Origin of the sequence: Oscillibacter valericigenes (assembly GCF_016902445.1) — a bacterium.
GTDB lineage: Bacteria > Bacillota > Clostridia > Oscillospirales > Oscillospiraceae > Oscillibacter > Oscillibacter avistercoris.
The window spans coordinates 98,563-123,785 of the sequence record NZ_JACSNX010000004.1 but is presented as its reverse complement, the minus strand read 5'-3'; the positions used below and the strand labels follow the sequence as shown (position 1 = coordinate 123,785).

Below are 25,223 nucleotides of genomic sequence, written 5' to 3'. Positions count from 1 at the left end.
AATTCAGCAGAGGTATTATACTCTAGTTTTCGCCTGTTTTCAAGAGAAAATCTCAGAAAAGCCTGGAAATCCGGAAGTTCCGGCCCAAAGGAGGCCTGTCCGGCCGGGGCAGCCGGAAAGCGGGCACCGGACATCCGGTGCCCGCCGGGGCCGCTTTTATAGAATGATGCAGATGAGTCCCCCGCTGCCCTCGTTGATGATGCGGGTCAGCGTCTCCTGGAGCTTCCGCCGGGCGTCCTCCGGCATCCGCTTCAGCTTGGCCTGCAGGTCCTCGTTCACCAGCTCGTGGAAGCTGCGGCCGAAGATGTTGGACTGCCAGATCTTGCTGGTGTCCCCCTCGAACTCCTGGAGCAGGTAGTTCACCATGTCTTCGGACTGCTTCTCGTTGCCCACGATGGGACTGACAGCAGTCTCGATGTCCGCCCGGATCATGTGGATGCTGGGGGCGCTGGCCTTCAGCCGAACGCCGTAACGGCCGCCCTGCTTCATGATCTCCGGCTCCTCCAGCTTCAGCTCGTCGATGCCCGGCACCACAATGCCATAGCCGGTCTCCCGCACGTCCCGGAGGGCGGATGCCACCTTGTCGTACTCCGCTTTCACCGCCGCCAGCTTGGTAAGCAGGCTCATCAGGTCCCCGTCATCGGCCACCTCAAAGCCGGACTGCTCCGACAGGGTCTGGTAGAACAGCTCCCGGGGCAGGGCCAGACGAGCTGCGGCCACGCCGGTGCCCAGGTCGATGGCGGTGATCTTCGCCTCGCTGATGTGTTCGCTCTCTCCCAGGGCGGCGATGACGCCCTCCACCTCCCGGATATGGCGGAGCTGTGCAGTGTTCTGGCGGACGGCGTCGTACAGTCCCGCTTTGATGGGGTGACTGGCAGGCAGAGCGTCCACCCAAGGAGGCAGGAACAGGTCCAGCTCCTGCATGGGGAACTCGTAGAGCACCGCCTTCAATATGGCGGCCACCGCGTCCTCGTCCAGCTCCAGGCAGTTGACAGCCATGCAGTGGACCTCGTACCGGGAGGAGATGTCCTTGGCGATGGCCTGGGCCCGGTCGCCCCGGGGGTCGGCGGAGTTCAGCAGAACGATGAAGGGCTTCCCCAGCTCCTGCAGCTCCCGGATCACCCGCTCCTCCGCCTCCAGGTAGTCCTCCCGGGGGATGTCGGAGATGGTGCCGTCGGTGGTGATGACGATGCCGATGGTGGAGTGCTCAGCGATGACCTTCCGGGTGCCGATCTCCGCCGCCTCGGTCATGGGGATCTCGTGGTCGTACCAGGGGGTAGTGACCATCCGGGGGGCGTCGTCCTCCATCTGGCCGATGGCTCCCTTCACCATGTAGCCCACGCAGTCGATAAGCCGCACGGAGCAGTTTCCCCCGTCCGGCAGCTGGATCTGGGCGGCCTCCTCCGGGACGAACTTGGGCTCGGCGGTCATGATGGTCCGGCCGGAGCCGCTCTGGGGCAGCTCATCCCGGGCCCGCTCCTTCCGGTACACGTTATCGATGTTGGGGATCACCTGGGTCTCCATGAACCGTTTGATGAACGTGGACTTCCCGGTGCGCACGGGGCCCACCACACCGATATAAATATCCCCAGCGGTGCGGGTGGCGATATTCTGATAGATACTGGTATTCATAGCATCCCGTCCTTTTTCCGCTCCATAGTCTTGTTCCATCTCTATGTCCCAGCGGAACAAAGTATGACAGCCCGTCTTGTTTTGGAGAAGATGCACAAATTCCGGCAACAGGCTTCTCTGTTCTTGGCCGTTTTTGCGGCTTTACAGAAATAATTTAGTGTGGTAAACTGCTAATGTAATGAAACGAACGGGATCCCCGTTCGGAGATTTGGAGGATCGACGATGAAAAACATGAAGAAGCTTTGGGCTCTCCTGCTGGCCCTTGCCATGGTGCTCTCCCTGGCCGCCTGCGGCGGCACCTCTGACGGCGAGACCGCCACCGACGACCAGACCACGGAAGACACCGCCACGGACGAGACCACCGAAACCGATAGCGACCTGGCCTATGTCCAGGACAAGGGCTCTCTGGTGGTGGGCATCACCTACTTTGCTCCCATGGACTACAAGGCGGAGGGCAGCGACGAGTGGATCGGCTTTGATGCCGATCTGGCCAAGCTGTTCGCCGAGAGCCTGGGCGTCTCCGTGGAGTTCCAGGAGATCACCTGGGACTACAAGGTGGAGGAGCTGAATTCCCGCGCCATCGACTGCGTGTGGAACGGCATGACCCTCACTGAGGACGTGGTGGCCGCCATGGGCACGTCCAACCCCTACTGCACCAACTACCAGACCCTGGTCTACTCCGCTGACCGGGCCGCTGAGTTCGAGGGCCTGACCAGCCTGGAGGGCCTGAATATCGCCGTGGAGTCCGGCTCCGCCGGTGAGGACGCCGCCGTGGCCCTGGGCGCCACCACCGTGCCGGTCCAGGCTCAGTCCAACGCCCTGATGGAGGTTGCCGCCGGCACGTCCGACGCCGCCGTCATCGACGTGCTGATGGCCGCCGAGATGACCGGCGAGGGCACCAGCTACGCCGATCTGGTCTACAGCCTGAACCTGAACGAGGCCCAGGACCTGCCCTCTGAGGAGTACGGCGTGGGCTTCCGGCAGGGCTCCGACCTGGTGGACGCCTTCAATACCTTCCTGACGGAGAAGGTGGCCGACGGTACCGTGCTGGAGGTGGCCACCACCTACGGCCTGCAGGACGCCGTGATCCTGGAGTGACCCTCTGTCCCTGCGAACGCCATCCAAAAGCAGAGCGCGCGCTGCGCGCTCTGCTTTTCGGCGGCTTTCCCCTCCATCACACTGACCTTGAGAGGACGATACCATGATCGAATTTTTCACCTCCAGCACATTTCAGACCGTGCTGTCCGCCCTGAACAGCGGATTTCTCAAGACCCTCCAGCTGTTTTTCATCACCCTCATCGGGGCGCTGCCCCTGGGGCTTGTCATCAGCTTCGGCTCCATGAGCCGCCTAGCGCCTTTTGCCCGGCCGGTCCACTGGTTCCTGCGGCGGCAGAAGCGGGCGCCGGGCCGGATCGCCAAGGCCCTTATCGCCTTCCGCCCTATCCGCCTCATCTGCCGCCTGGTGGTCTGGGTCATTCGGGGCACACCTCTGGTGCTGCAGATCATCGCCTTATTCTATGTGCCCGGCATCCAGCGGTGGTTCAGCTGGCCCAGCGGCGAGTCCGGCCGGATGATGGCCGTGTGCGTGGCCTTCATCATCAACTACGCCTGCTACTTCTCCGAGATCTACCGGGGCGGCATCCAGGGGGTGCCCAAGGGCCAGCAGGAGGCCGGGCAGGTCCTGGGCATGACCAAATCCCAGATCTTCCGCCACATCACCCTGCTGCAGATGATCAAGCGCATCGTGCCCCCCATCTCCAACGAGATCATCACCCTGGTGAAGGACACCTCCCTGGCCCGGGTCATCGCCCTGCAGGAGGTCATCTGGATGGGAGAGTCCTTCATGAAGGGCAACTCCGGCATCGCCGGCCTCACCTGGCCGCTGTTCTTCACTGCCGTCTACTATCTGATCTTCAGCGGCATCGTCACGGTGCTGTTGGGCAAGCTGGAAAAGAAGCTGGACTTCTTTCAGTAAGGAGGGAAACGCTGTATGGCAATTCTGGAAGTACATCACATCGAAAAGCACTTCGGCGCCACCCGGGTGCTGGAGGATATCAGCTTTGATCTGGAGCAGGGCCAGGCCCTGGCCATCATCGGCTCCTCCGGCTCCGGCAAGACCACGCTGCTGCGGTGCCTGAATTTTTTGGAGAAACCGGACCAGGGCACCATCTCCGTGGCCGGCAATCTGATCTTCGACGCCGCCGATCCCGCCACCCAGCGGGAGAGCGAGGTGCGGAAAAAGCGGCTCCACTTCGGGCTGGTATTCCAGTCCTTCAACCTGTTCCCCCAGTACACGGCCCTGAAGAACGTCACGTTGGCCCGGGAGCTGCTGGCCCAGGAGCAGCTGGACTTCAAGGAGAACAAGAAAAAGATCCTGGAGGACATCCAGGCGGACGGCCGGGAGCTGCTGGCGAAGATGGGCCTCAGTGAGCGGGCGGACCACTACCCCAGCCAGCTCTCCGGCGGGCAGCAGCAGCGGGTGGCCATCGCCCGGGCCCTGGCGCTGCGCCCAGATATCCTCTGCTTTGACGAGCCCACCTCCGCCCTGGACCCGGAGCTCACCGGTGAGGTGCTGCGGGTCATCCGGGAGCTGGCGGAGCAGCGGACCACCATGATCATCGTCACCCATGAGATGGCCTTCGCCCGGGATGTGGCGGACCAGGTGATCTTTATGGACGGCGGCGTCATCGTGGAGCAGGGCGATGCCCGCCAGGTCATCGAGCACCCCCGGGAGGAGCGGACCCGGCAGTTCCTCTCCCGGTATTCCGAGGGCTGAGAATCCCAGAGAACGCAAGAAAAGAGCGGAGCCAAAAGCTCCGCTCTTTTTGTCTCCTGAACCCTGCCCGCAGAGGACCGGCGCTTTCTTCAAAGCGGGAAACTGCTTTGAGGAGGTTATGCCCGCTTCCGAGGGATCAGCAGCAGCTGGTCCCTGGGGATGTCCCCCTCCGTCTCCAGCTGGTTGGCCGCCAGGATCACGCCGATGGTGGTGTTGTATCGCTTCGCCAGGTCCCAGGCAGTCTCCTGCTTTCCAAGACAGCGCAGCACCAGGGACGGAGCGCCGGCAGTGTCCTTGGGAGCATCGGTGTCGATCTTGCCGCCGGACACGCAGGCCCGCTTCACCCGCGCTGCCGCTGCCCCCTGGAAGTCCACCGGGAACCGGACCTCGATGCCCCGGTCCGTCAGACTGCCCTGGATCTCCGCCCGACAGGCAGCTCGTGCAGTGACCCGGCAGTCCTCCGGCAGCTCCAGCTGGCAGCTGACATCGATGGTCCGTTCTGCCACCAGGGGCACGCCCCCCTCGTCCAGATACAGCGCCCGCAGATCCGCTCCGGTCCGCAGAACGGTGCTCTCCCCCTCCCGGCTGACGGCCACCGGCCCGCAGGTGACGGAGAGTGCCAGGATAGAGTCCGCCACCACGCCGATCTCCAACACTTCCCGCACGCTTTGGCGGCGGGCAAGCTGCTCCCGGAGGGAGGTGAGCTCCAGCGGCGCGGCGTCATAGGTCAGGTCGTAGGCTGTGGAGTACAGGTCGCTGAGGATGCTGACCTCCTGGGTCTGGCGCACCAGAGCCGTAGCGTGGAGATACAGCGTCACAGCGATCTCCCGGCCCTCGGCGTCGGCGCCGTCCACCTGCAGGTCCGCACCTGTGAGCTGCAGCTGGACTGTGGGCTCCGCCCCCTCCGGTACCCCCTCCACCTCCATGATCTGGGAGAAGGGCAGTTCTCCGGAGGACGTGCAGCAGCGGCCGTCCGCCGTCCGGTACAGAAGGCTGACAGTGAAGATGCCCTTGAACAGCAGCTTGCTGCCCACGATCTTTGTCTCTGTTACCGCAGGGCACACCTGGCTGGTAAGGAGCTCTGCCGCCCCCTCCCGGCCCGGAGAAAGGTCCATCTGCTCAGAGAAGGTGAAGTCCTTCTCCACGATATGCGTCAGCAGGATGACATGCTGCTGTTCCTGCTTTTTTTCGATGCACAGCTCCGGCCCTGCCTCCACGTCCGTACAGATCCACAGGGGCCTGCGCTGGAAGCCGGTGAGGCGGGTCACCAGCTTGCAGTGTGTGAACACCTTCCGGGGATTCAGCATCCGGGTCTCCAGAAACTCCGTCTCTGTCTCTGCCAGCAGGACGGCACAATCGGCAAGGCCGCGGCCGTCGCTCTCCGCGGTGAACGGCATGGCAAATTCCAGGGTTCGGATGCCTCCCTCCCCCTCCGGCGTGTACAGCACCGTCACCCGGACCGTTCCGGAGACCGTTCCCCTGCCGTCCCGGAGCTCCCGGCTGTGGAGAAACACCCGGCCCGTGGTCTCAATGATCCGTGCGATGTCCGGGCAGTAGTCCGGCACGATGGTCTCCGCCGTCTCCTCCTGGGTCAGTGTCAGCTCGGCGCTCGTCTCATAGGCGTCGAGGCAGGTCTTTTTCAATTCCAGTTCCATGGTTCGCCCTTCCTTTCCGGCCGTTGTCCTCCGGGGACAGCCCGCCGCAGGCAACTGGCGGCAGGGACGGAAGAGGCCGCCGGCGGCGCTTCTCCCGCCCCTGCCGCCGCTACGTATGTCCACGGAGTCTCGCTCTGCTGACACTGTATGTTCGGCCGGGACTGGTTATTCCGATATCCTGAACAGCTTTCGTAAGATTCCGCTGAGTGCCTTGGGGGACTTCCACACCATGATCCGCATCCAACTCGCTCCTTTCTAACGCCGGCAGCAGGCGCAGCCGCACGCGATCAGCAGGAATGCCACCAGAAACATCAGCAGCCCCGCCGGGAAGATCGCCGCGATCAGGATCCCCGCCCCCAGCGCCGCCGCACAGATGCCCAGCAGCGTGCATCCGCCGCCTCTTCGAAACATACGTCCCACGCCCCTTTCTCACTCTCATTATATACGGTCCGGCGGGAAGGGTGCGGGGAGAGTGAGGAGTCAGGAAATAGGAGTTAGAAGTTATGGTGCTGCCTGCGGCGGCAATCTTAATGCGTCCGGCTCTGCCGGATATCAAACCTTCTACCTCCTATCTTCTATCTCCTGACTGCAAAAAGTCCGCCGCGTCTACTGACGCGGCGGGCTTTTTGCCTGTCTCTTTTTCTCCTGCCAGTCCTGGAGGGGCTTCAGCTCCTCGTACAATCGGACATAGCTGGCATGCCGGCTCTTCTGGATCTTTCCCTCCCGCACCGCCTCCAGCACGGCGCAGCCGTTCTCCTTGGTGTGGCTGCACCCCACGAAGCGGCACTGGTCCAGGTAGGGCCGGAACTCCACGAACGTCTCCGGCAGGCGGTGCTTCAGCTCCAGGTTCAGTTCGTCCGTCTCAAAGGAGGAGAAGCCCGGGGAGTCTACCACATCCGCCCCACAGTTCAGGTGGAACAGCTCCACATGCCGGGTGGTGTGGCGGCCGCGGCCCAGGGCCTGGCTCACGTCCCCCACCTGGATGTTGAATTCGGGGTCCAGGGCATTCAGAATACTGGATTTGCCAACGCCGGAGTTGCCTGTAAAGGCAGACAGCTTCCCAGCGATCAGAGGTTTCAGCTTCTCAATGCCCTCGCCTGTTTCGGCGCTGACCCGCAGGGTGGGGAACCCGGCGGCGTTGTAGATTTCATACAGCTCGTCGGCGCTGTCCAGATCGCACTTGTTCAGCAGCACCACCACATCGCAGCCCTTCAGGGCGGCGATGGACGCCACCCGGTCGATGAGGAAGGGATCTGTCTTTGGGATGGCCCCGGAGGCGATGACCACCAGCTGGTCGATGTTGGCCACCGCCGGCCGGGCGAAGGCGTTCTTCCGGGGCAGGATGGCCTCCACGACCCCTTCGCCGCTGCCCAGCTCCCGGACCTCCACCCGATCCCCCACCAGGGGAGAGACGCCTTCCTTCCGGAACTTGCCTCTTGCCCGGCAGGTGAGGACCTCAGCGCCGGTATTCACATAGTAGAAGCCGCTGAGGGCCTTCTGGATCCGTCCCTCACAGCCCACCGAACGTCACCTCTTGGGAAGCACTGCTGTGCTGACCGTCAATCAGAATTTCCACATAGGAAGTTCCGCTGCCATACACAGGCAGGGGGAACGTGTACTGATAGTCAGCGCAGTTTACCGTCTCATTGAGAATTTCATTGCCGTCCTGCAGTACCTGAAGTGTTACAGTTTCCCGATCATCCGGCAGGGGAATCATAATCATCTCCATCCCCTCTTCACCGGTGGAGTCCTCTGGCCCGGTGCTGACCCACAGCTCCACGGTGCTGCCGGCGGGCACCTCTGTCGTGGCTTCTGGATTCTGCCGAATGATATAGCCCTCCTGCACCGTGTCGCTGGCCTCTTCATGGACCTCAGCAACCAGCCCCATGGCATCCAGCTGCTTTTGCGCCTGCGACAATTCCAGACCCTCCAGCGGGATCAGCGGCACGGTCTGAGGGCCCCGGCTGAGGACGAAGGTGATGGTGTCCCCCTTGTGGAGCTCCGCTTCCGCTGCCGGGGTGGTGGAGATGATGACGTCGGCGGCCAGCTCGTCGTTGTACTCCTTCTGGGTCTCCTCATAGGGCTGGATATTCAGCTCGTATTCCTCCACCAGATCCTGCAGGATGGTCAGGGCCTGCTCATAGGTCACGGGGTTGGTGGTCAGGTCCGGCATGGTGCCCACGTCCTCCCCGGCGCTGATCCAGACGTTGATGGTGATGGGCAGTTCGCCCTTCTTCTCCGTCTCCGGCTCCGGGTCCTGGCGGACGATCTCGCCCACGGCGGCGTCGCTGGCCTCCGTGCCCGCCACTACCACCTGGAAGGTACCGTCCGCCACGCTGGCCTGCTGGTTGGCCTGCTCCTCCGTCATGCCGATCAGCCGGGGCACGGCGTAGGTGTCCGCCGCTGCCGGGACCATGGAGGCAAAGATAGCCCGGAACAGGAAGAACAGGACCACCACGACCACCACGGCGCCGCCGCCGATCAAAGCCGCCTTCTTGCCGCCGCTGAGGCGGGAGGGCCGCTCGTCGTATCGGTCGTCCTCATAGCGGCGGCTCCGCTCGTACGCGGACTCCCGACCCGGCCGGTGGCTCTGGGGCGGGACCGGAGTCCGCAGCTTTTGGGTGGGCTCGTCAGACTCCTCTGTCCGCAGGTCGCTGAGCTCAAAGTCCAGGTTCACGCCGGGGTTTTTCCGGAACGCCTCCAGATCGGCGATCATGGCATCTGCAGACGGATACCGCTTGTCCAGATCCGGAGCCATGGCCTTCATGCAGATCAGCTCCAGCTGCTCCGGGATATCGGGGTTGATCTCCCGGGGGGCCAGGGGTACGGAGCTCAGGTGCTGGATGGCCACGGACACGGCGCTGTCCCCCTCAAAGGGCAGGCGGCCGGTAAGCATCTCATACAGCACCACGCCGGCGGAGTAGATGTCGCTGCGGGCGTCGATCCGGTCCCCCCGGGCCTGTTCCGGGGAGATGTAGTGGACGGAGCCCAGGGCCTCCTGGGTCAGGGTCTGGGCGGCGTTTTCCAGGCAGGCGATGCCGAAGTCGGCCACCTTCACGCTGCCGTCCCGCAGCACCATCACGTTCTGGGGCTTGATGTCCCGGTGGACGATCCCACGGCTGTGGGCGTGGGAGAGGCCCCGCATGATCTGGGTGATGAAGTGCAGGGACTCCCGCCAGTTCAGCTGGCCCCGCTTCTCCATGTACTGCTTCAACGTGATGCCGTCGATGAGCTCCATGACGATATATTCGATATCGCCGCCCCGGGACACGTCGTACACCGACACGATGTTGGGATGGGACAGCTGGGCGACAGCCTGGGACTCCGCGTTGAAGCGGCGGCGGAAGTCCTCGTCCTGGGCCAAATCGCTCTTCAGGATCTTGACGGCCACCAGCCGGTTCAGCCGGTGGCACTTGGCCTTGTAGACCACCGCCATGCCCCCGGTGCCGATGCGCTCCAGGATCTCATAGCGGTTGTCCAGCATTCTCCCGATATAAGGGTCCTTGTGTTCCATGTGTCTCCCCCCTTTACTGCATCTGCATCAGGACGGCCGTGACATTGTCCGGCGCGCCCTGGCTCCTGGCAATGGCCAGCAGCCGGTCCAGGCAGGTGTCCGGCCCGTCCCCGTGGATGACCTCAAAGAGCATCTCCTGGTCGGTGACGGTGTTCACCAGCCCGTCGGAACACAGCAGCAGATACTCCCCGGCCTGCATCGGGCATATGTACCCGTCGCAGTCCGCGGAGATGTCCGGCCCCAGGGCCCGGGTGATGAGGTTGCGGCTGGGGTGGCGGCGGGCTTCCTCTTCGGTGATGTCCCCCCGGTCCACCATGCTCTCCACCAGGGAGTGGTCCTTGGTGATGCGGGTGATGCCGTTCTCGCTGATGTGATAGGCCCGGCTGTCCCCCACGTTGGTGACCACCACGCCGGCGTCATAGGAGATAGCGGAGACCAGGGTGGTGCCCATGTTCCGGCACTCCTCCCGGCGCTCCGCCTCCTCCTGGATGGCCTGGTTGGCCAGGGACACCGCCTGGGCGGAGGCCTCCAGCAGCTGCTGGGGGTCCTGGTCCGCTGTCAGCAGCTTCTCCAGCTCCTCCAGATAGACGGAGACGGCGATCCGGCTGGCCACCCGGCCGCCGGCGGGGCCGCCCATGCCGTCGCAGACCACGCCCACCGTGCGGCCGGAGGCCTCATGCTGCGCCGTGGCGTAGGCGTCCTGGTTCTCCTTCCGGACAAGGCCGATGTCGGTCATGCCCCAGACATTCATTTGGTTCATTGGGAACACTCCCCTTTCTGCGCTTCTTCCATGGCCTTCCGGCGGAGCTGTCCGCAGGAGGCGTCGATATCTCCACCCAGGCTCCGCCGCACCGTGGCGGTGACGCCGTGGGATTCCAGCCGTTTTTGAAAGGCCCCGATCCGGCGGGAGGGCTTGTAGGGGCTCTCCACCACGTCGTTCAGGGGGATCAGGTTCACGTGGCCCGGCATGCCCCGGAGCTTTTTGGCGATCAGGTCCGCCTGCCAGTCGTGGTCGTTGACGCCGTCGATCATGGCGTACTCAAAGGAGATGCGGCGCCCGGTCCTGTCGAAGTAGTCGTGGCAGGCGGCGAACAGCTCCTCCACGTCATAGGCCCGGTTGATGGGCATGATCCTGCTTCTCGTCTCGCTGTCCGGCGCGTGGAGAGACACGGAGAGGGTCAGCTGCAGCTCCAGCTCCGCCAGCTGCCGGATGCCCGGCACGATGCCGCAGGTGGAGAGGGAGATGTGCCGCATCCCGATGTTCATGCCGTCGGGGTGGTTCACCAGCTCCAGGAATTTCAGCACCGTGTCCAGATTGTCCAGAGGCTCGCCAATGCCCATCAGTACGATGTTGGACACCGGCAGGCCGGAGTCGATCTGGGTGAACAGCACCTGGTCCAGCATCTCCGCCGGGGTCAGGTCCCGGACCTTGCCGGCGATGGTGGAGGCGCAGAATGCGCACCCCATCCGGCACCCCACCTGGGAGGAGATGCACACGGTGTTGCCGTGGTGGTACTGCATGAGCACCGTCTCGATGCAGTTGCCGTCTCCCATCTCCCAGAGGTATTTGATGGTCCCGTCCAGCCGGGACACCTGCTTCCGGGCCACCTTGGGGGCGGTGATGAAACAGGTCTCCTTCAGCTTTTCCCGCAGGGGCTTGGAGAGATTCGTCATCCCATCGAAGTCCGTCACCCCTCGATGGAGCCAGGTGAACACCTGCTTGCCCCGGAAGGCCGGCTCCCCCAGAGACTGGAGGAAGGCCGTCATCTCCGGCAATGTCTGTGATTTCAAATCGGTCATGGGTCGCTCCTAAGTAGCCGCCGCTCCATGCGGCAGATGTAAAAGCCGTCGGTGTGGTGACGGTGGGGCCACAGGGTCACCTGGCCCTCGGTCTCCCCTACCGGATCAGGCAGGGCGAAGGGCGTCCGGACAAAGTCCGGGTGCTCGGCGAGAAAGCCGTCGGTGACCTCCTGGTTCTCCTCCGGCAGGATGGTGCAGGTGGAGTACACCAGCGTTCCGCCGGGCTTCACATACCAGGCAGCGTTGTCCAGGATGGCCCGCTGGATCACCGGCAGGGCAAAGAGGTCATCGGGCTTCTTGTACCGGATGTCCGGCTTCTTGCGGATGATGCCCAGTCCTGAGCAGGGGGCGTCCACCAGCACTGCGTCAAAGGCACCTTCCCACTCCGGCCGGAATACCCGGCCGTCGGCGGCCTCTGTGCGGATGCACCCGAGGCCCAGCCGCTCCGCCCCCTCCCGGATGCGTTTCAGCTTGTTCTCGTGGAGATCGCAGGCGACGATCCCGCCCCGGTCCTCCATCTGGAAGGCGGCGGCGAAGGACTTGCCGCCCGGCGCGGCGCATACGTCCAGCACCCGCATGCCGGGCCGTACCCCGGCAATTTGGGACACCAGTCGGGCCGCCGGGTCCTGGACCAGGAATTTTCCATCCTGGAACGGCGCCAGCGCCGTCAGATCCCCGGCGTGCTCCAATTCCAGAGAGCCGGGCACCCAGGGGTGCTTCCGTACGATAACGCCGGAGGATTCCAGCTCGGCCGTCAGGTCCTCCATGGTCGTTTTCAAGGGGTTTATCTGAACAGTCAGGGGCGCCGTGGCGTTGTCGGCGGCGAGAGCCACCTCGGCCTCCTCCCGTCCCAGCAGAGCCAGCAGCCGCTTTACCAGCCACTTGGGGTGGCTGTACCGGATGGAGAGGTACTGGACCTCGTCCCGGTCCGGGATGAGCGGCAGGTCATTCTTGTTCCGGGAAACTTGCCGCAGCACGGCATTCACCAGGCCGGACGCCTTGGCCCGGCCGTTGGCCTTGGCCTGCTCCACTGCCTGGTTGACGGCGGCGCTGTCCGGCACCTTGTCCAGAAACAGGATCTGATACGCCCCGATCCGCAGGATCTCCGCCAGGGGCGGCTGGAGATGGTCGATTTTCTGGGAGCAGTAAGACCCCAGGTAGAAGTCCAGCAGCAGCCGGTTCTGCATGACGCCGTAGACGATGCGGCTGCACAACGCCGCCTCCGCCCCGGACAGCCCGTCCCTGCGGAGCTGCGCTTTCAGGGCAGCATCCGCCCAGGCCCCGGCAGTGCGGCAGCTCACCAGAACACCCAGCGCGGTGTCCCGGGCATTTGGGGCTCTCATCGGCTGCCTCCCCGGTCCCGTCCGCCGCCCCGGCCGATGAAGATCAGCACGAACCGCAGCAGCTGCAGCAAGCTCATCAGCAGCGCCGCCACATAGGTCATGGCTGCGGCCCGCAGCACCTTTTTGGCGCCTGGCAGCTCGTCCTCGTACAGCAGCTGCATCTCCTCAATGGTCCGGATGGCCCGGGACGAGGCGTTGAACTCCACCGGCAGCGTCACCAGCTGGAACAGTGTGGTGAAGGAAAACAATACGATTCCGATGAAAAACAGCGACTGGCTGTACAGGAACAGTCCGATGAACAGCAGGATGAAGGACAGGCTGGAGCCGATCTGGGTCAGGGGGATGATGGCGGATCGCACCCGGATGGGGGCGTAGTTCTGGGCATACTGGACGGCGTGACCCGCCTCGTGGGCCGCCACTCCCACCGCCGCAATGGTGGGGGCGTCATAGACTCCCTCAGACAGATAGATGGTGTTGTCCCTGGGATCGTAGTGGTCTGTCAGATTCCCCCGGCAGGGCCGGATGGGCACGTCGTAGACTCCGTTGAACCGCAGCACCGCCTCCGCTGCCATAGCGCCGGTGAACCGGCGGCGGGTGGCGGTCCGGCTGTATCGCCGAAAACTGCCGGACACCTGGAACTGGGCCCAGATCGACAGCAGCAGCACAGGGATCAGCAGCAGGAAATACAGGTTATTGGCCAGGAAATCCGTGTAATTGTAGTAGCCGTAACCGTAATAGGGCATAGAAAACCTCCCGAATCGTGAAACTGGCGGGGCTCAGACCTCCAGCGGGTGTCCCAGCAGATAGGCGCCGGCGGCCATGCGCTTGCCGCCCTCTGCCTGGAGCTCCGTGATATAGAGACTCTCTCCCCCGCCGCAGGCCACCCGGATGCCCTGCTTCCCGGCGGAGAGCACCGTGCCCGGAGCTGCGTCCGTCCGGTCCCCAGGGGCTGTCCGGAAAACCTTGAATCGCTGCCCTGCCAGCGTGCAGGCCGCGCAGGGCCAGGGGATCAGCCCCCGGACCTGGCAATCGATCTCCCGGGCAGAGCGGGTCCAATCGATAGGAGACATTTCCTTCGTCAGCATGGAGGCGTAAGTCTGCGCCCCCTCGTCCTGGGGCATCCGGGTAGAAGTCCCCGCGCCGATGGCCGTCACAGCCTCGCTGAGGGCCTCCGCCCCCAGCTCCGCCAGCCGCACCGTCAGAGTCTGGGCGTCCTCGTTCGGGCCGATGGGGGTCTCCTTCTGCAAAATGATGTCCCCGGCGTCCAGCTCTTTCGCCATATACATGATGGTGACGCCAGTGGTCTCCTCCCCGTTCAGGATGGCCCAGTTGATGGGGGCCGCCCCCCGGTACTTGGGGAGTAAGGACGAGTGGACGTTGATGGAGCCGTATTTGGGTGCCTCCAAGATGTCCTCCGGCAGGATGCGGCCGTAGGCCGCCACCACCGTCAGCTCCGGCGTCAGAGACCGCACCAGCTCCAATGCTGTGCCGTCCCGCAGCTTCTCCGGCTGGTAGACGGGGATATTTTGCGTCAAAGCATATTCCTTTACAGGCGTTGGTACCAACTTATGTCCCCGATTTTTGGGCTTGTCCGGCTGGCTGAACACGCCGCAGATCTCATGGCCGTCGGCCACCAGCCGCCGCAGAGACGCCACGGCAAAATCCGGCGTGCCCATGAACAGGATCCGCATGGGCTCACTCCCCTTCCTGAGCTTCCGCGGCCTCCCGGGCCTCCCGCTCCTCCTGCTCCAGATAGGCCCGGAGCTCCTCGTCGGACAGGAAGTGGTCGATGTGCTCCACGAACAGGTGGCCGTCCAGGTGCTCGATCTCATGGCAGAAGGCCCGGGCCGTCAGTCCCTCGCCCTCCACCTCGAACCAGTCGCCGTACCGGTCCTGGGCCCGGACCCGGACCACGTCCGGCCGGGTGACGATGCCCCACTTGCCGGGCACACTGAGACAGCCCTCCAGCCCGGTCTGCTCCCCGCTCTGGGCCACGATCTCCGGGTTCACCAGCTCGATGAACTCCTCAGAGCCCTCGTCCAGCACCACGCACACCCGGCGCAGCACCCCTACCTGGGGAGCCGCCAGGCCGGCGCCGTTGGCGTCCTCCAGTGTCTCCGTCATGTCGTCCAGCAGCTGGTGCAGATGGGCATTGAACTCCGTCACAGGACGGCACACCTTCGACAGGCACTCGTCCCCCTGCACCACGATCTTTCGCAAAGCCATATGTTTGACCTCCTTCAGAAACGGCTGCTCACTCCATGGAGTTGCAGTCCACAAACAGATTCATTCCCCGGTTGGCGCGGTCACCCGCAAACCATTTCAAAAGCCAGCTCACCGCCTCCCGGGTGGGCTTGTCGTTTTTCCCCACCAGCAGACAGCGGTAGCGGTAGCGGTTGTTCAGCTTCATCACCGGTGCCGGGGCAGGGCCCAGCACCTCCGGTGCACCGGCGGCCAGCTCCGGCAGCCGGAACAGACGGCGCAGCTCCTCCCGCACTGCGGCGGCCGCCCGGAGGACGGCGCCCTCCTCCGCTCCAGAGACGGTGAAGGTGAACAGATCTGCAAAGGGCGGGAACCGCCGCAGCCGCCGCAGCCGGATCTCGTTTTCGTAGAATCCCCGGTAGTCCTGCCGGGCGGCGCACTGGATCACGTCGTTCTCCGGCGTGTAGGTCTGGATTACCGCCCGCCCCGCGCTGCCGCCCCGGCCCGCCCGGCCCACTACCTGGGTCAGCAGGCTGAAGGTCCGCTCGGCGGAGCGGTAGTTGTCCACGTACAGGGACAGATCCGCCGCCAGCACGCCCACCAGCGTCACATTGGGGAAGTCCAACCCCTTGGCCACCATCTGGGTGCCCAGGAGGATGGGGATACGCTCTTTTTCAAACCGGTCCAGCAGCTGCTCGTGGCGGCCGTCGGCGGTGTCCGCGTCCATCCGCAGCACCTCCGTGCCCGGGAACAGCTCGCGGAGCTCCTCCTCCACCTTCTGGGTGCCGGTGCCCACGTGCTTCATGATGCCTCCGCAGACGGGGCAGGCATCGCTGGCCTTTTCCGAGTGGCCGCAGTAGTGGCACATGAGCCGCCCGTTGGCAGAGTGGTATGTCAAGGCCACGCTGCACCGGGGGCACTCCGGCACATGGCCGCACTCCCCGCACAGCAGATAGCGGCTGCTGCCCCGGCGGTTTAAGAGCAGGATGCTCTGCTCCCCCCGCTCCAGGTTCTCCGCCAGCTCCCGGCGCAGGATGCGGCCCACCATGCCGGGGTTGCCGGCGCGGATCTCCTCTTTCAGGTCCGCCACCAACACCTGGGGCAGGGCCTGCTGGTTGTAGCGCCGCCGCAGCAGCGCCTTGTGATAGATCCCCTGCTCCGCGTTCCAGGCGGTCTCCACCGCCGGGGTGGCGGACCCCAGGACCAATGTGGCGCGGTCCCGGGCGCAGAGGTATTTAGCCACGTCCCGGGTGTGATACCGGGGCGGGTTCTCCGACTGGTAGCTGCTCTCCTGCTCCTCGTCCAGAACGATGAGCCCCACATTTTTCAGCGGCGCGAAGATGGCGGACCGGGTGCCCAGCACCACCCGGACCTCTCCCCGGCGGATGCGCTTCCACTGGTCATACCGCTCCGTCATCCGCAAGGCGCTGTGGAGCAGGGCCACCTGATCGCCGAAGCAGGCGGCGAACCGCCGCATCATCTGGGGCGTCAGCACGATCTCCGGCACCAGGACCATGGCCCGCCGTCCCTGATCCAGTATTTCCTGGACCAGGCGAAGATAGACCTGGGTCTTGCCGCTGCCGGTGACGCCCTGGAGCAGCACCGCCTCCGGCCTGCCAGATTTGGTCAGGGCCAGAATGGACTGAAAGGCCGCCTCCTGTTCCTCATTGAGGACGATGGGGCCGCTGGGCTCCACCTGAGAGAAGTCCGGCAGCCGCAGCGCCTCCTCCTCGGAAAAAGCCACGATGCCCGCCTTCTCCAGCCCCCGGAGGACAGCCATGGACACGCCGGTATAGTAACACACCTCCGCCGCGCTCATCCGCCCCTCCGCCGCCAGGAGGCGCACCGCCTCCCGCCGCTGGGGGGAGGACCGCTTCTCTGTCAGGGACGCGGCCTCCTCGGCGCTGACGGCCAGCTCCACCATCCGGCGCTGCTTGTCGCCGGTCTTGCGCTTGGCCGCGGTCTCGCACACCGTGACTCCTGCCTTCTGCAGCGCCCGCAGCACGGCACCCGTACCGGGGCCGCAGGCGGCCTCCAGGTCGCTCAGCTCCGCGGTGCCTCCGGCGGCGAACAGCGCGTCCAGCACCGGGATGGCCCGCCGGATGCCGGCGGCCATGCCGTCGGCAGTATAGCGGTCCATGTCCTCCGCCAGATGCCAGACCTCCCGGATCTGATACCAGAGGCCAGCGGGCAGAATGGTCTTGACTGCCTCGAACAGGGTGCAGAAGTACCGCTGCCGCAGCCATAGGGCCAGGGCGACGCCGTCGCCATCCAGCACCGGCTCCCGGTCCAGGACGGAGAGCAGAGGTTTCAGCTTTGGCTCCTTCTCCCCCTGGGTCCGGGCCAGAACGATGCCCTCACTGGTGCGGTTGCCTTTCCCGAATGGCACGGTGACCCGTACTCCGGGCACCGCCGTCTCCAGCAGTTCCGGAGGCACCAGGTAGTCATAGGGCTTGTCAATGGAATAGGGCGCGGCGCTCACCGCGACTTTCACGATCTCTGCGGTTTCCATGCCTCGCCCCTCCTGTTGTTACTCGGCCTGCTCCTCCACCGGCAGCACATCCTCCGGCTCCTCAATGGTCAGGTCCATGTTTCTGGCGTCCAGCTTGCCGTCCGCCACCTCCTGGATGGCCAGGGTGACGGGCTTCTCCGTCAGGTGCTCGCCGGTCTCCTCCGCCTCGTCGGCGATCTGCCGGGCCCGGCGGGCCACCACGTCCACCAGCATGTAGCGGTTGGGAATGTAGCCGGTCAGCTTGTTCATTGCAGGATACAGCATCATAATGGATCAACTTCCTATCTGCCTTGCAGGCGTAAATTTATTCAGGCGAAGGGGCGGGAGCTCAGCGTCCGCTGATGATCTCCATCCGCTCCTGGGGCTTGCAGTGCTCCGCCGTGATGATGGCGTTCAGCTCCCCCACCGCGTTTTCCACGGTGTCGTTGATGACAAAGTAATCGTAAGTGTGAGCCGTCTGGAATTCCACCTTGGCCCGCAGCAGCCGCTTCTGGATCTTTTCCGGGCTGTCGGTACCCCGGTCCCGCAGGCGGCGCTCCAGCTCCTCCCAGCTGGGCGGAGCGATGAAAATCCGCACCGTGTCCGGCCGCTTGCTGCACACCTGGATAGCGCCCTGGATCTCAATGTCCAGGATCACGTCCTTCCCGGCCTCCATGGCGTCGTCCACGAACTTCTTGGGAGTGCCGTAGAAGTTCCCAACGTACTCCGCGTACTCCAGAAACTGGTCCATGGCGATCCATTTACGGAAGGAGTCCACGTCCATGAAGTGGTAGTGGATTCCGTCCAGCTCCCCGGGCCGGGGATCCCGTGTTGTGGCAGACACGGAAAAATACAGGTTCTTCCGGGACTCCAGCAGGGCCTTGAGCACCGTGCTCTTCCCCACGCCGGAGGGTCCCGAGACCACAAAGGTCCTCCCCTTTCTCATACACACGCTCCTATTCCTCGTTCTCTCTCTCTTCTTTCGGCGCAAATCGCTCCGGCGGCAGGGCCGACAGCACCACGTGGTCGCTGTCCATGATGAAGATGGACGCGGTCTTGCGGCCATAGGTGGCGTCGATCAGCATGCCCCGCTCCCGGGACTCCTGCACCATGCGCTTGATGGGGGCCGAGTCCGGCCCCACCACCGCCACCAGGCGGTCGGCGGAGACCAGATTGCCGAATCCGATGTTGATGAGCTTCATCTTCCCTCACTCCACATTTTGGACCTGCTCCCGCATCTTCTCCACTTCCGCCTTCAGGCCCACCACCACGTTGGCGATGGCCACGTCGTTGCACTTGGAGCCGATGGTATTGGACTCCCGGTTGACCTCCTGGATCAAAAAGTCCATCTTCCGGCCCATGGGCTCGTCGCTCTCCAGCATGGTCCGCAGCTGGGCCACGTGGCTCCGCAGGCGGACGGTCTCCTCGTCCACGGCCACCTTGTCCGCATAGATAGCGGCCTCCATCAGGATCCTCTGGGGATCGATGGTGGTGCTCTGCAGCACCTCCTCCATCCGGGCGGTGAGCTTGGCACGGTACTCGGCCACCGTCTCCGGCGACCGCGCCTCCACCTGGCCGGTGTATGTCTCGATGGCGTCCAGCCGGCCGGCGATGTCCTCCGCCAGCTTTTTCCCCTCCACGGCCCGCATGGTATTATACGCCGTCAGGGCCTCGTCCAAAACCGCGCAGAGGTCGGCGCTGACGGCCTCCAGGTCTTCGTCCTCCTTCGTGACGGTGAGGACATCCGGAAACCGAGCCAGGGTCTCCGGCGCGATTTTGTAGCCTTCCGCGCCGCAGACGGCCGCCAGCTCTCCCAGAGCGGCGGCGTACTGGGCCGCCAGCTCCCGATTCACCTCCACCTTGGACACGTCCGCCGCCGTGGCATCCACAGTGATGAACACATCCACCTTGCCCCGGGAGACCGCCTGCTGGACGTGCTTCTTCACGGCGTCCTCCGCAAAGGCATACATCCGGGGCATCTTCACAGTGCAGTCCAGATATCGGTTGTTGACAGAGCGGACCTCCACAGTGATGTCCCGCTTGTTCCGCGTCTCTCTGGCCCGGCCGTAGCCGGTCATGCTCTTGATCATGGTCTCAACTTCCTCTCTCACAGTCCCTCAGCAGCAGAACCACCAGTAACCGCCGCTGCTGCACAGGGTGTACAGGCAGCACATGCTCAGGCAGGGGTTTCCGCTGCACAGGGTGCCGAAGCTGCCGCCTGGCCGATAGGCCGTGTCGTCCGTGCCCTCCATATAGTCCAGTGCCTGCCGGTACTCGGCATTGCCCGGGTCCATCTGAACGGCGGTGCGGTAGTACCGCAGGGCCTCGTCCATCCAGCCCCGGCGGTAGCACACCACGCCCTTTAAAAAGTTCCACTCGGCGTTGTGGTCACTGTAATTGGCCAGCAGCGCCTCCGCCCGGCTGATGTTGCCGGTGTTGATGGCGATGCGGGCCTGCTGCAGCACGGAGCTCTGGCCGCTGTAGCTCTGGGAGCTCCCATATCCGCCGTAGCTCTGATAGCCGCCATAGCCGTAGGAGCCCCCGCCGTAAGCGCCGCCGGCGCCGCCGGTCCGTCTGCCGGAGGCACGCTCCTTGGTGATCTGCTCGTAGGCGGCGTTGATCTCCTTCATCTTCTCCTGGGCCAGATCCTCCAGGGGGTTGTCGTGGTAGTTGTCCGGATGATACTTCCGGGCCAGCTCCCGATATGCTTTTTTGATCTCCTCGTCGGAAGCATCCTCCGGTACGCCTAGGATCTTATAGGGATCGTTCATGTGGTCTCCTCAGCCTTCTTGTGTTTCTTTCTCTGTTCTCTGGGGGGCAGCTTGTGGAAGGTCCCCTCCAGAACGGCCCGGCCCACGGCGAAGAGCCCGGAGTACACCGTGCTCTCCAGTACAGGGCGCCAGACACCGAAGTCCCACAGCTCAAAGGCCGTGGCGATCATGTGAATGGAGTGGTCCAGCGTCTTGGCGAACGCCTGGCGGCTCTCCTCGTCCCACCTGCCGTTTCGCAGGCCGTACCGCAGGGCCACGGGGTTATAATTCCCGGAGGCGGCGTCCTTCTGCAGGTCATCCGCCGCATCGACGAGATAAACCCACCGGCCCAGGTGGTAGAGCATCTGCTCCAGTACCCGCCGCCGGACAGGGTCCCCCACGCCGTCCGCGGCCGCAGCCAGCAGCTGGGCGAACGTGTCCGCCGCTGCGTCCATGGAGGGACACTGTTCCCTCTCCAAAGCGGCCAGGGCCGCCAGCTGACGGCGCACCCTGGCGTCAAAATCCGGCCGGGACGCCGCGGCCTTGCGGTAGGCCCGCTTCAGCGCTGCAGCGCCGCTCCGGTACCCCAGTCCCTTCCAGAAGCCGTGGTCCTCCACACCGTCCCGCAGCTGCCACCATGCCAGGATCACGCTCTCATCCGCTGCCAGCTCCAGTGCCGGTGAGGCGGGCTGATACGCCCGGGGCCGGAGGGGACTGGCCGCGCACCGGCGGCGGCAGGGCTCCGTCTCCGCCGGGTCCGACAGCAGGATGGCGAGATACGTGAAGTCATAGTTCAGGATCATCCGGGCCGCCGGACCGTACCGCCCGCCCAACGTGTGGCACAGCCCGCAGTAAGTCCGCCGGAATCGGTCCGTCTCCGCCTGGGGCAGCAGCTCCAGCGGGGGCCGCACATAGCCGAACACCGCCTCAGAACAGCCGGACGATGTTGAAGGACAGCCCGCCTCTCGCCCGCAGCCAGCGGTCGTAGAAGATGGCGAACACGATGCCCAGCACGAATCCGGCGCCCGCCACTGCATACTGCGCCGCCACACTGGCGGTCAGCATGGAGGTGATCACATAACCTGCCAGAAACAGCACCACCGGGATCAGGTACACCAGCACCACGATCCGCAGCATCTTCTTGGTGCTGCTCTCCACCACCACCTTCTGCCCGGGCTGGGCGCCGATGGGGTTGCTGGCCCGGGCGTACACCGACGCGCCGGAGACGCCGCAGCCGGCGCACTCCTCGCAGTCGTGTCCGCAGGCGGACTTGCGGGGCACGGAGATCTCCGCGTGATCTGCGTCCAAAATTCGTTCAACCGTTGCGATCTGTGTCATGTCGTCTCGTCTCCTGTATCTGGGTTCTCCCCGGCGGGAACGTCAGGCTCCGCCGGCTGATCTGCGGTCTGTTCGGAAATGGTGACCCGTACCCGGTAAGGGCCGCCGGAAACTCCTACGTCCCGGCCCAGCACCGTCACCTCCGCAGGCACGGTATAGGTGCCCACGGCAGAGCCGAAGTCCGCCAGATCCACGGTCACCAGGATATCATCCCCGGTGATGGCCTCCACATTCCCGCTGGTGCCGAAGATGGACACCGCCAGCTGTTCGGTCAGCAGGTTCACGTCCCGGCCGTCCGGCGCGTTCTGCAGAATGAAGTTGGTGGCAGTGACGGTGGTCCGCTGCATGTCCCTAAAGGAGATGCGCAGCGTCGCCCGGGTCACGCCGCTGAGGTTCTCGCATCCCTCCGGGATGGGGATGGCGTAGCTGTAGTTGGTGGTGCTGCCGAGGGATGCCAGGTCAAAAGTGTCCAGCACGATGCTGTCCATGCTGTTCAGCACCTCCGCCGGGCCGGACACCAGAATGGTGGACGGCTCGATCTCATAGGTCACGTTGCTTGCCCGGGCGCCGGCGGACTCCTGGAAGTCCATGGTCAGCCGCAGCTCCTTCGTCACATACACCGGCAGCGTCACCTGGATGGTCTCCTCCGTGGTCTGGAGGCTGGTATCCTCCAGCAGCTGGTCGTTTTCGTCATAGAACTGGATGGGCAGTTCGCCGGAGACCGTGGAGGTGGCATCCTCCCCCAGATCCAGGGTCACCTTGGCGTAGCTGACGGCATCCACGTCCGCCTGGTCGCCCCGGACCTCGATCTCCGTGGGGCTGATCTGCAGCTCGCCGGCGGAGTACCCCTCCGCCACATTGCCGGTGATCTCGCAGCGGACGTCCACCGTCTTGTGGTACAGCTCCGCCACATTCAGGGTGATGGGCGACGGGCTCTGCTGGGTCCTGGTGATCCTGCCGTTGAAATACGGGTACGTGAAGCTCACCAGGATGGAGGATACCGTCTGCTCTCCCGTCCGGGTCACGTCTGACAGATCCACAGTGACGCGGATATAGTCGCTGTCCAGCAGCGCCAGGTCCCAGTGGGATCCCTGCATCTTCAGATCCACCGTGGCGTCAGTGCCCTCTTCCAGCAGCATCAGGCCCCGGCCGGTCAGCACCGTCTCGCTGGTATAGGTGATGGGGATATCCCGGAACCACTTCTCATATGTGATGGGAGAGCCGTCTGTCCCGTAGTTGTCCGCGAAGATCCACACCACAACGGCCGCCAGCATGCACAGCCCGATGTAGAGTGCCTTCTGCCCGCCGTTACTTTTCATCCTTCTCGCCTCCCGTGGTCCCGGCCCGCAGCAGGTTCGCCAGGCTGAATCTGGGCTTGTCCTCGTCGGCCTCCTGCGGAAGCAGTTCGTTCCGCAGAATATTGGCCAGCGTCTCCGGCTTCAGGTGACGCTTGAGCATGCCGCCGATGGCCACGGAGATAGACCCCGTCTCCTCCGAGACGATGACCACCACCGCGTCTGCGTTCTCGCTCATGCCGATGCCGGCCCGGTGGCGCATCCCCAGATCCCGGGAGAGGTTCACGTTCTTGCTGAGAGGCAGCATGCACCCGGCGCCCAGCACCCGTCCGTTCCGAACGATGACGGCGCCGTCGTGCATGGGAGCCTTCACGAAGAAGATGTTCTTCAAAAGCTCGCTGGACACCGCCGCATCCAGCACCGTGCCGCTGCGTACCATGTCATCCAGCAGGTTCTCCCGCTCAAACACGATCAGGGCGCCGGTGCGGGACTGGGACATCTCCGTGCAGGCCAGTACCGTCTGGTCGATGGCCTGCTCCACGGCGGTGCCAGCCTCTGTTCTGGAGAAGAAAGCGATGAAGCGGCGGCTGCCCACCTCCTCCAGGATCCGCCGGATCTCCGGCTGGAAGAGGATCACCAGCGCCAGCACGCCCCAGCTCACCAGAGACCGCATGATGAAGGTGATGCTGCGCATCTGCAGGATGTAGGACAGCATCAGCGCCGCCAGGAACACCAGCACGCCCTTCAGCAGGCTGGCGGCCCGGGTGCTCTTCATCAGCGTCAGGATCTTGTAGAACACAAAGCCCACGATCGCCATATCCAGAAGGTCCCGGACCCGCAGCATCATCAGATACCGGCCGATGGTGCCGGGCAGCGTGGCGATCGTCAGCACGTCGCTCATATCCATTGAACGTCATCATCCCTTTCAGGCCATGAATATCTAGATTATATAAAATCTGCCTGTAGATTGCAAGGTAAACCGGGCCAAAATTCACGGTCTGTTCAGAAAATCACTGGAAAATTTCTCCTACGGCCTCCAGAAGCCGGTCCACCTCCTCCCGGGTGTTCCAGTGGGAGAAGCTCAGCCGCACTGTTCCGGTGTTCAGCGTGCCGGCGGTGCGGTGGGCCAGGGGCGCGCAGTGGAGCCCTGCCCGCACGGCGATGCCGCGCTCTGCCAGGGCGGCGCCCAGGGCCTCTGCGTCCATTTGCTCCGGTATGATGGAAAGCACCCCCGCCTGGGCCGCAAGGTCCGGCAGGGCGTGGACGGTCAGCCCCGGGACCCGGCGCAGTCCCTCTGCCGCCTGATGGGCCAGCAGCCGCTCCTCCCGGCAGATGTTCTCCGGCCCCAGCTGGCGGACGAATCGGACCCCCGCCAGCAGCCCTGCGATGCCGGGCATATTGTGGGTGCCTGCCTCCAGCCGGTCCGGCAGGAAATCCGGCATCTCCTGCTGCATGGAGAGGCTCCCCGTCCCGCCCTCCAGCAGCGTACGGACAGGGACATCCTTTCCGCACAGCAGTACACCGGTGCCCTGAGGCCCGTACAGGCCCTTGTGGCCCGGCATGGCGATGAAGGCCGCCCCCAGGGCCGCCATGTCCAGGGTCAGCATTCCGGCGGACTGGGAGGCGTCGATGATGAAGGGCACCCCCCGCTGCCGGCAAATGGCGGCGACGGCCTCCACCGGCTGGACAAAGCCAAACACGTTGGACACATGGCTACAGATCACGGCGTCCGTTCCGGGGACGATGAGCCGGTCAAAGGCCGCCGTCACCGTCTCAGGCCGGAACAGTGGCGCCGCCGCCACGGACACCTGGGCCCCCAGGGCCGCCAAGGGCCGGGTGACGGCGTTGTGCTCATAGCCGGAGATCACGGCCCTCCCGCCGGGGGGCACCAGGCTCTTGATGGCGATGTTCAGGCCGTGGGTGGCGTTCATGGTGAACACCACCTGTTCCGGGCTCTCCGCGTGGTACAGTTCCGCCAGCTCCGTCCGGCAGTCGAAGGCGGCATCCGCCGCCGCCATGGCGGCGGGGTATCCGCCCCGTCCGGGGGAGCTCATGGTGGCCAGAGCCGCCAGCATGGCATCGGCCACGGCCCGGGGCTTCTGGAAGGTGGTGGCCGCGCTGTCAAAGTAGATCACGGTCTCACCTCCCGGAACGTCCCCCGCTGGGTCAGGAATATCTGAACAGGGTCCAAAGACTCCCTGTGAAGGGCCGCCAGGGCAGCCGTCAGGTCGGTGTCCGGGATCTGCACAGCATAGGCGCAGCCCCGGTCCGTCAGGTCCCGGGGGGCCCGGAAGATCCGGCTCCGGATCCCCGCCCGTCCCAGCACCCGCTGCATCCGCTGGGCGTAAGTCACCGAGCGGGCAATGATCAAATAGTGCTCCACAGGACACTCCTCCTCTCTACCCATTCTATGGGCAGAGCGGGCAG

At 64.5% G+C, this 25,223-nt stretch carries 26 protein-coding genes; 3 read left to right on the top strand and 23 right to left on the bottom strand.

What is annotated here, in order from left to right:
• Positions 1-156 precede the first annotated feature (156 nt).
• Entirely contained in the window at positions 157-1,632 is a 1,476-nt protein-coding gene (gene spoIVA, locus H9X91_RS05185; RefSeq protein ID WP_204803213.1) for a stage IV sporulation protein A, read from the bottom strand.
• Between the two features lie 222 nt (positions 1,633-1,854).
• Here spoIVA and H9X91_RS05180 point away from each other — a divergent pair, with 222 nt between their 5' ends.
• From H9X91_RS05180 to H9X91_RS05170, 3 genes are all read left to right on the top strand, one after another.
• Entirely contained in the window at positions 1,855-2,730 is an 876-nt protein-coding gene (locus tag H9X91_RS05180; protein WP_338111945.1) for a transporter substrate-binding domain-containing protein, read from the top strand.
• Between the two features lie 103 nt (positions 2,731-2,833).
• Positions 2,834-3,607 carry an amino acid ABC transporter permease gene (locus H9X91_RS05175; protein WP_204803211.1) on the top strand — a complete coding sequence of 258 codons (774 nt, stop codon included), beginning with the start codon at positions 2,834-2,836 and terminating at the stop codon, positions 3,605-3,607.
• A gap of 15 nt (positions 3,608-3,622) precedes the next feature.
• On the top strand, positions 3,623-4,408 hold the full coding sequence (locus tag H9X91_RS05170) for an amino acid ABC transporter ATP-binding protein (RefSeq protein WP_204803209.1): 786 nt from the start codon (positions 3,623-3,625) through the stop codon (positions 4,406-4,408).
• A gap of 116 nt (positions 4,409-4,524) precedes the next feature.
• Here the strand turns inward: H9X91_RS05170 and H9X91_RS05165 are convergent, their stop codons facing one another.
• The 22 genes from H9X91_RS05165 to H9X91_RS05060 form a co-directional block, all read right to left on the bottom strand.
• Positions 4,525-6,063, bottom strand: coding sequence for a DUF3794 and LysM peptidoglycan-binding domain-containing protein (locus tag H9X91_RS05165; RefSeq protein WP_204803208.1), 1,539 nt, complete (start codon positions 6,061-6,063; stop codon positions 4,525-4,527).
• A gap of 255 nt (positions 6,064-6,318) precedes the next feature.
• The gene (locus H9X91_RS05160; RefSeq protein WP_204803206.1) at positions 6,319-6,474 is read right to left on the bottom strand and encodes a hypothetical protein; all 156 of its coding nucleotides are present in this window, start codon (positions 6,472-6,474) and stop codon (positions 6,319-6,321) included.
• Between the two features lie 195 nt (positions 6,475-6,669).
• Positions 6,670-7,584 carry a ribosome small subunit-dependent GTPase A gene (rsgA, locus tag H9X91_RS05155; RefSeq protein ID WP_204803204.1) on the bottom strand — a complete coding sequence of 305 codons (915 nt, stop codon included), beginning with the start codon at positions 7,582-7,584 and terminating at the stop codon, positions 6,670-6,672.
• A complete protein-coding gene (pknB, locus tag H9X91_RS05150; protein WP_204803202.1) occupies positions 7,574-9,577 on the bottom strand; it encodes a Stk1 family PASTA domain-containing Ser/Thr kinase in 2,004 nt (667 codons plus the stop codon). Before pknB ends, rsgA begins: the two co-directional genes overlap by 11 nt.
• 13 nt (positions 9,578-9,590) lie before the next feature.
• The gene (locus H9X91_RS05145; protein ID WP_243414429.1) at positions 9,591-10,337 is read right to left on the bottom strand and encodes a Stp1/IreP family PP2C-type Ser/Thr phosphatase; all 747 of its coding nucleotides are present in this window, start codon (positions 10,335-10,337) and stop codon (positions 9,591-9,593) included.
• Positions 10,334-11,377, bottom strand: coding sequence for a dual-specificity RNA methyltransferase RlmN (gene rlmN, locus H9X91_RS05140; RefSeq protein ID WP_204803200.1), 1,044 nt, complete (start codon positions 11,375-11,377; stop codon positions 10,334-10,336). Before rlmN ends, H9X91_RS05145 begins: the two co-directional genes overlap by 4 nt.
• The gene (gene rsmB, locus H9X91_RS05135; protein ID WP_204803198.1) at positions 11,374-12,720 is read right to left on the bottom strand and encodes a 16S rRNA (cytosine(967)-C(5))-methyltransferase RsmB; all 1,347 of its coding nucleotides are present in this window, start codon (positions 12,718-12,720) and stop codon (positions 11,374-11,376) included. Before rsmB ends, rlmN begins: the two co-directional genes overlap by 4 nt.
• Positions 12,717-13,463 (bottom strand): zinc metallopeptidase, encoded by a 747-nt coding sequence (locus H9X91_RS05130; protein WP_204803196.1) that lies wholly within the window; start codon positions 13,461-13,463, stop codon positions 12,717-12,719. Before H9X91_RS05130 ends, rsmB begins: the two co-directional genes overlap by 4 nt.
• Before the next feature lie 33 nt (positions 13,464-13,496).
• Entirely contained in the window at positions 13,497-14,411 is a 915-nt protein-coding gene (fmt, locus tag H9X91_RS05125; protein WP_204803194.1) for a methionyl-tRNA formyltransferase, read from the bottom strand.
• Between the two features lie 4 nt (positions 14,412-14,415).
• Positions 14,416-14,946, bottom strand: coding sequence for a peptide deformylase (gene def / locus H9X91_RS05120; protein ID WP_204803192.1), 531 nt, complete (start codon positions 14,944-14,946; stop codon positions 14,416-14,418).
• A 28-nt stretch (positions 14,947-14,974) separates the two neighbouring features.
• Complete coding sequence (gene priA / locus H9X91_RS05115) at positions 14,975-17,434, bottom strand: replication restart helicase PriA (protein ID WP_204803190.1); 2,460 nt, start codon at positions 17,432-17,434, stop codon at positions 14,975-14,977.
• Between the two features lie 18 nt (positions 17,435-17,452).
• Positions 17,453-17,701, bottom strand: a complete 249-nt coding sequence (rpoZ, locus tag H9X91_RS05110) for a DNA-directed RNA polymerase subunit omega (RefSeq protein ID WP_204803188.1) — start codon at positions 17,699-17,701, stop codon at positions 17,453-17,455.
• 61 nt (positions 17,702-17,762) lie between these two features.
• A complete protein-coding gene (gene gmk / locus H9X91_RS05105) occupies positions 17,763-18,359 on the bottom strand; it encodes a guanylate kinase (protein ID WP_204803186.1) in 597 nt (198 codons plus the stop codon).
• 10 nt (positions 18,360-18,369) lie between these two features.
• Positions 18,370-18,615, bottom strand: coding sequence for a DUF370 domain-containing protein (locus tag H9X91_RS05100; protein ID WP_021749897.1), 246 nt, complete (start codon positions 18,613-18,615; stop codon positions 18,370-18,372).
• Positions 18,616-18,621: 6 nt separating this feature from the next.
• A complete protein-coding gene (locus H9X91_RS05095; RefSeq protein WP_204803184.1) occupies positions 18,622-19,503 on the bottom strand; it encodes a YicC/YloC family endoribonuclease in 882 nt (293 codons plus the stop codon).
• A 27-nt stretch (positions 19,504-19,530) separates the two neighbouring features.
• Complete coding sequence (locus tag H9X91_RS05090; protein ID WP_204803182.1) at positions 19,531-20,184, bottom strand: J domain-containing protein; 654 nt, start codon at positions 20,182-20,184, stop codon at positions 19,531-19,533.
• On the bottom strand, positions 20,181-21,074 hold the full coding sequence (locus H9X91_RS05085; RefSeq protein WP_338111944.1) for a DUF5685 family protein: 894 nt from the start codon (positions 21,072-21,074) through the stop codon (positions 20,181-20,183). The genes H9X91_RS05090 and H9X91_RS05085 overlap by 4 nt, the downstream gene beginning before the upstream one ends.
• A gap of 16 nt (positions 21,075-21,090) precedes the next feature.
• Positions 21,091-21,501: a SoxR reducing system RseC family protein gene (locus tag H9X91_RS05080; protein ID WP_204803178.1), complete on the bottom strand. Its 411-nt coding sequence runs from the start codon at positions 21,499-21,501 to the stop codon at positions 21,091-21,093.
• Entirely contained in the window at positions 21,498-22,820 is a 1,323-nt protein-coding gene (locus tag H9X91_RS05075) for a CdaR family protein (protein ID WP_204803176.1), read from the bottom strand. The genes H9X91_RS05080 and H9X91_RS05075 overlap by 4 nt, the downstream gene beginning before the upstream one ends.
• On the bottom strand, positions 22,810-23,703 hold the full coding sequence (gene cdaA, locus H9X91_RS05070; protein WP_243414428.1) for a diadenylate cyclase CdaA: 894 nt from the start codon (positions 23,701-23,703) through the stop codon (positions 22,810-22,812). The genes H9X91_RS05075 and cdaA overlap by 11 nt, the downstream gene beginning before the upstream one ends.
• A 103-nt stretch (positions 23,704-23,806) precedes the next feature.
• On the bottom strand, positions 23,807-24,931 hold the full coding sequence (locus tag H9X91_RS05065; RefSeq protein ID WP_204803174.1) for an aminotransferase class V-fold PLP-dependent enzyme: 1,125 nt from the start codon (positions 24,929-24,931) through the stop codon (positions 23,807-23,809).
• Positions 24,928-25,179, bottom strand: coding sequence for a putative Se/S carrier-like protein (locus tag H9X91_RS05060; RefSeq protein ID WP_204803172.1), 252 nt, complete (start codon positions 25,177-25,179; stop codon positions 24,928-24,930). Before H9X91_RS05060 ends, H9X91_RS05065 begins: the two co-directional genes overlap by 4 nt.
• Positions 25,180-25,223: the final 44 nt, after the last annotated feature.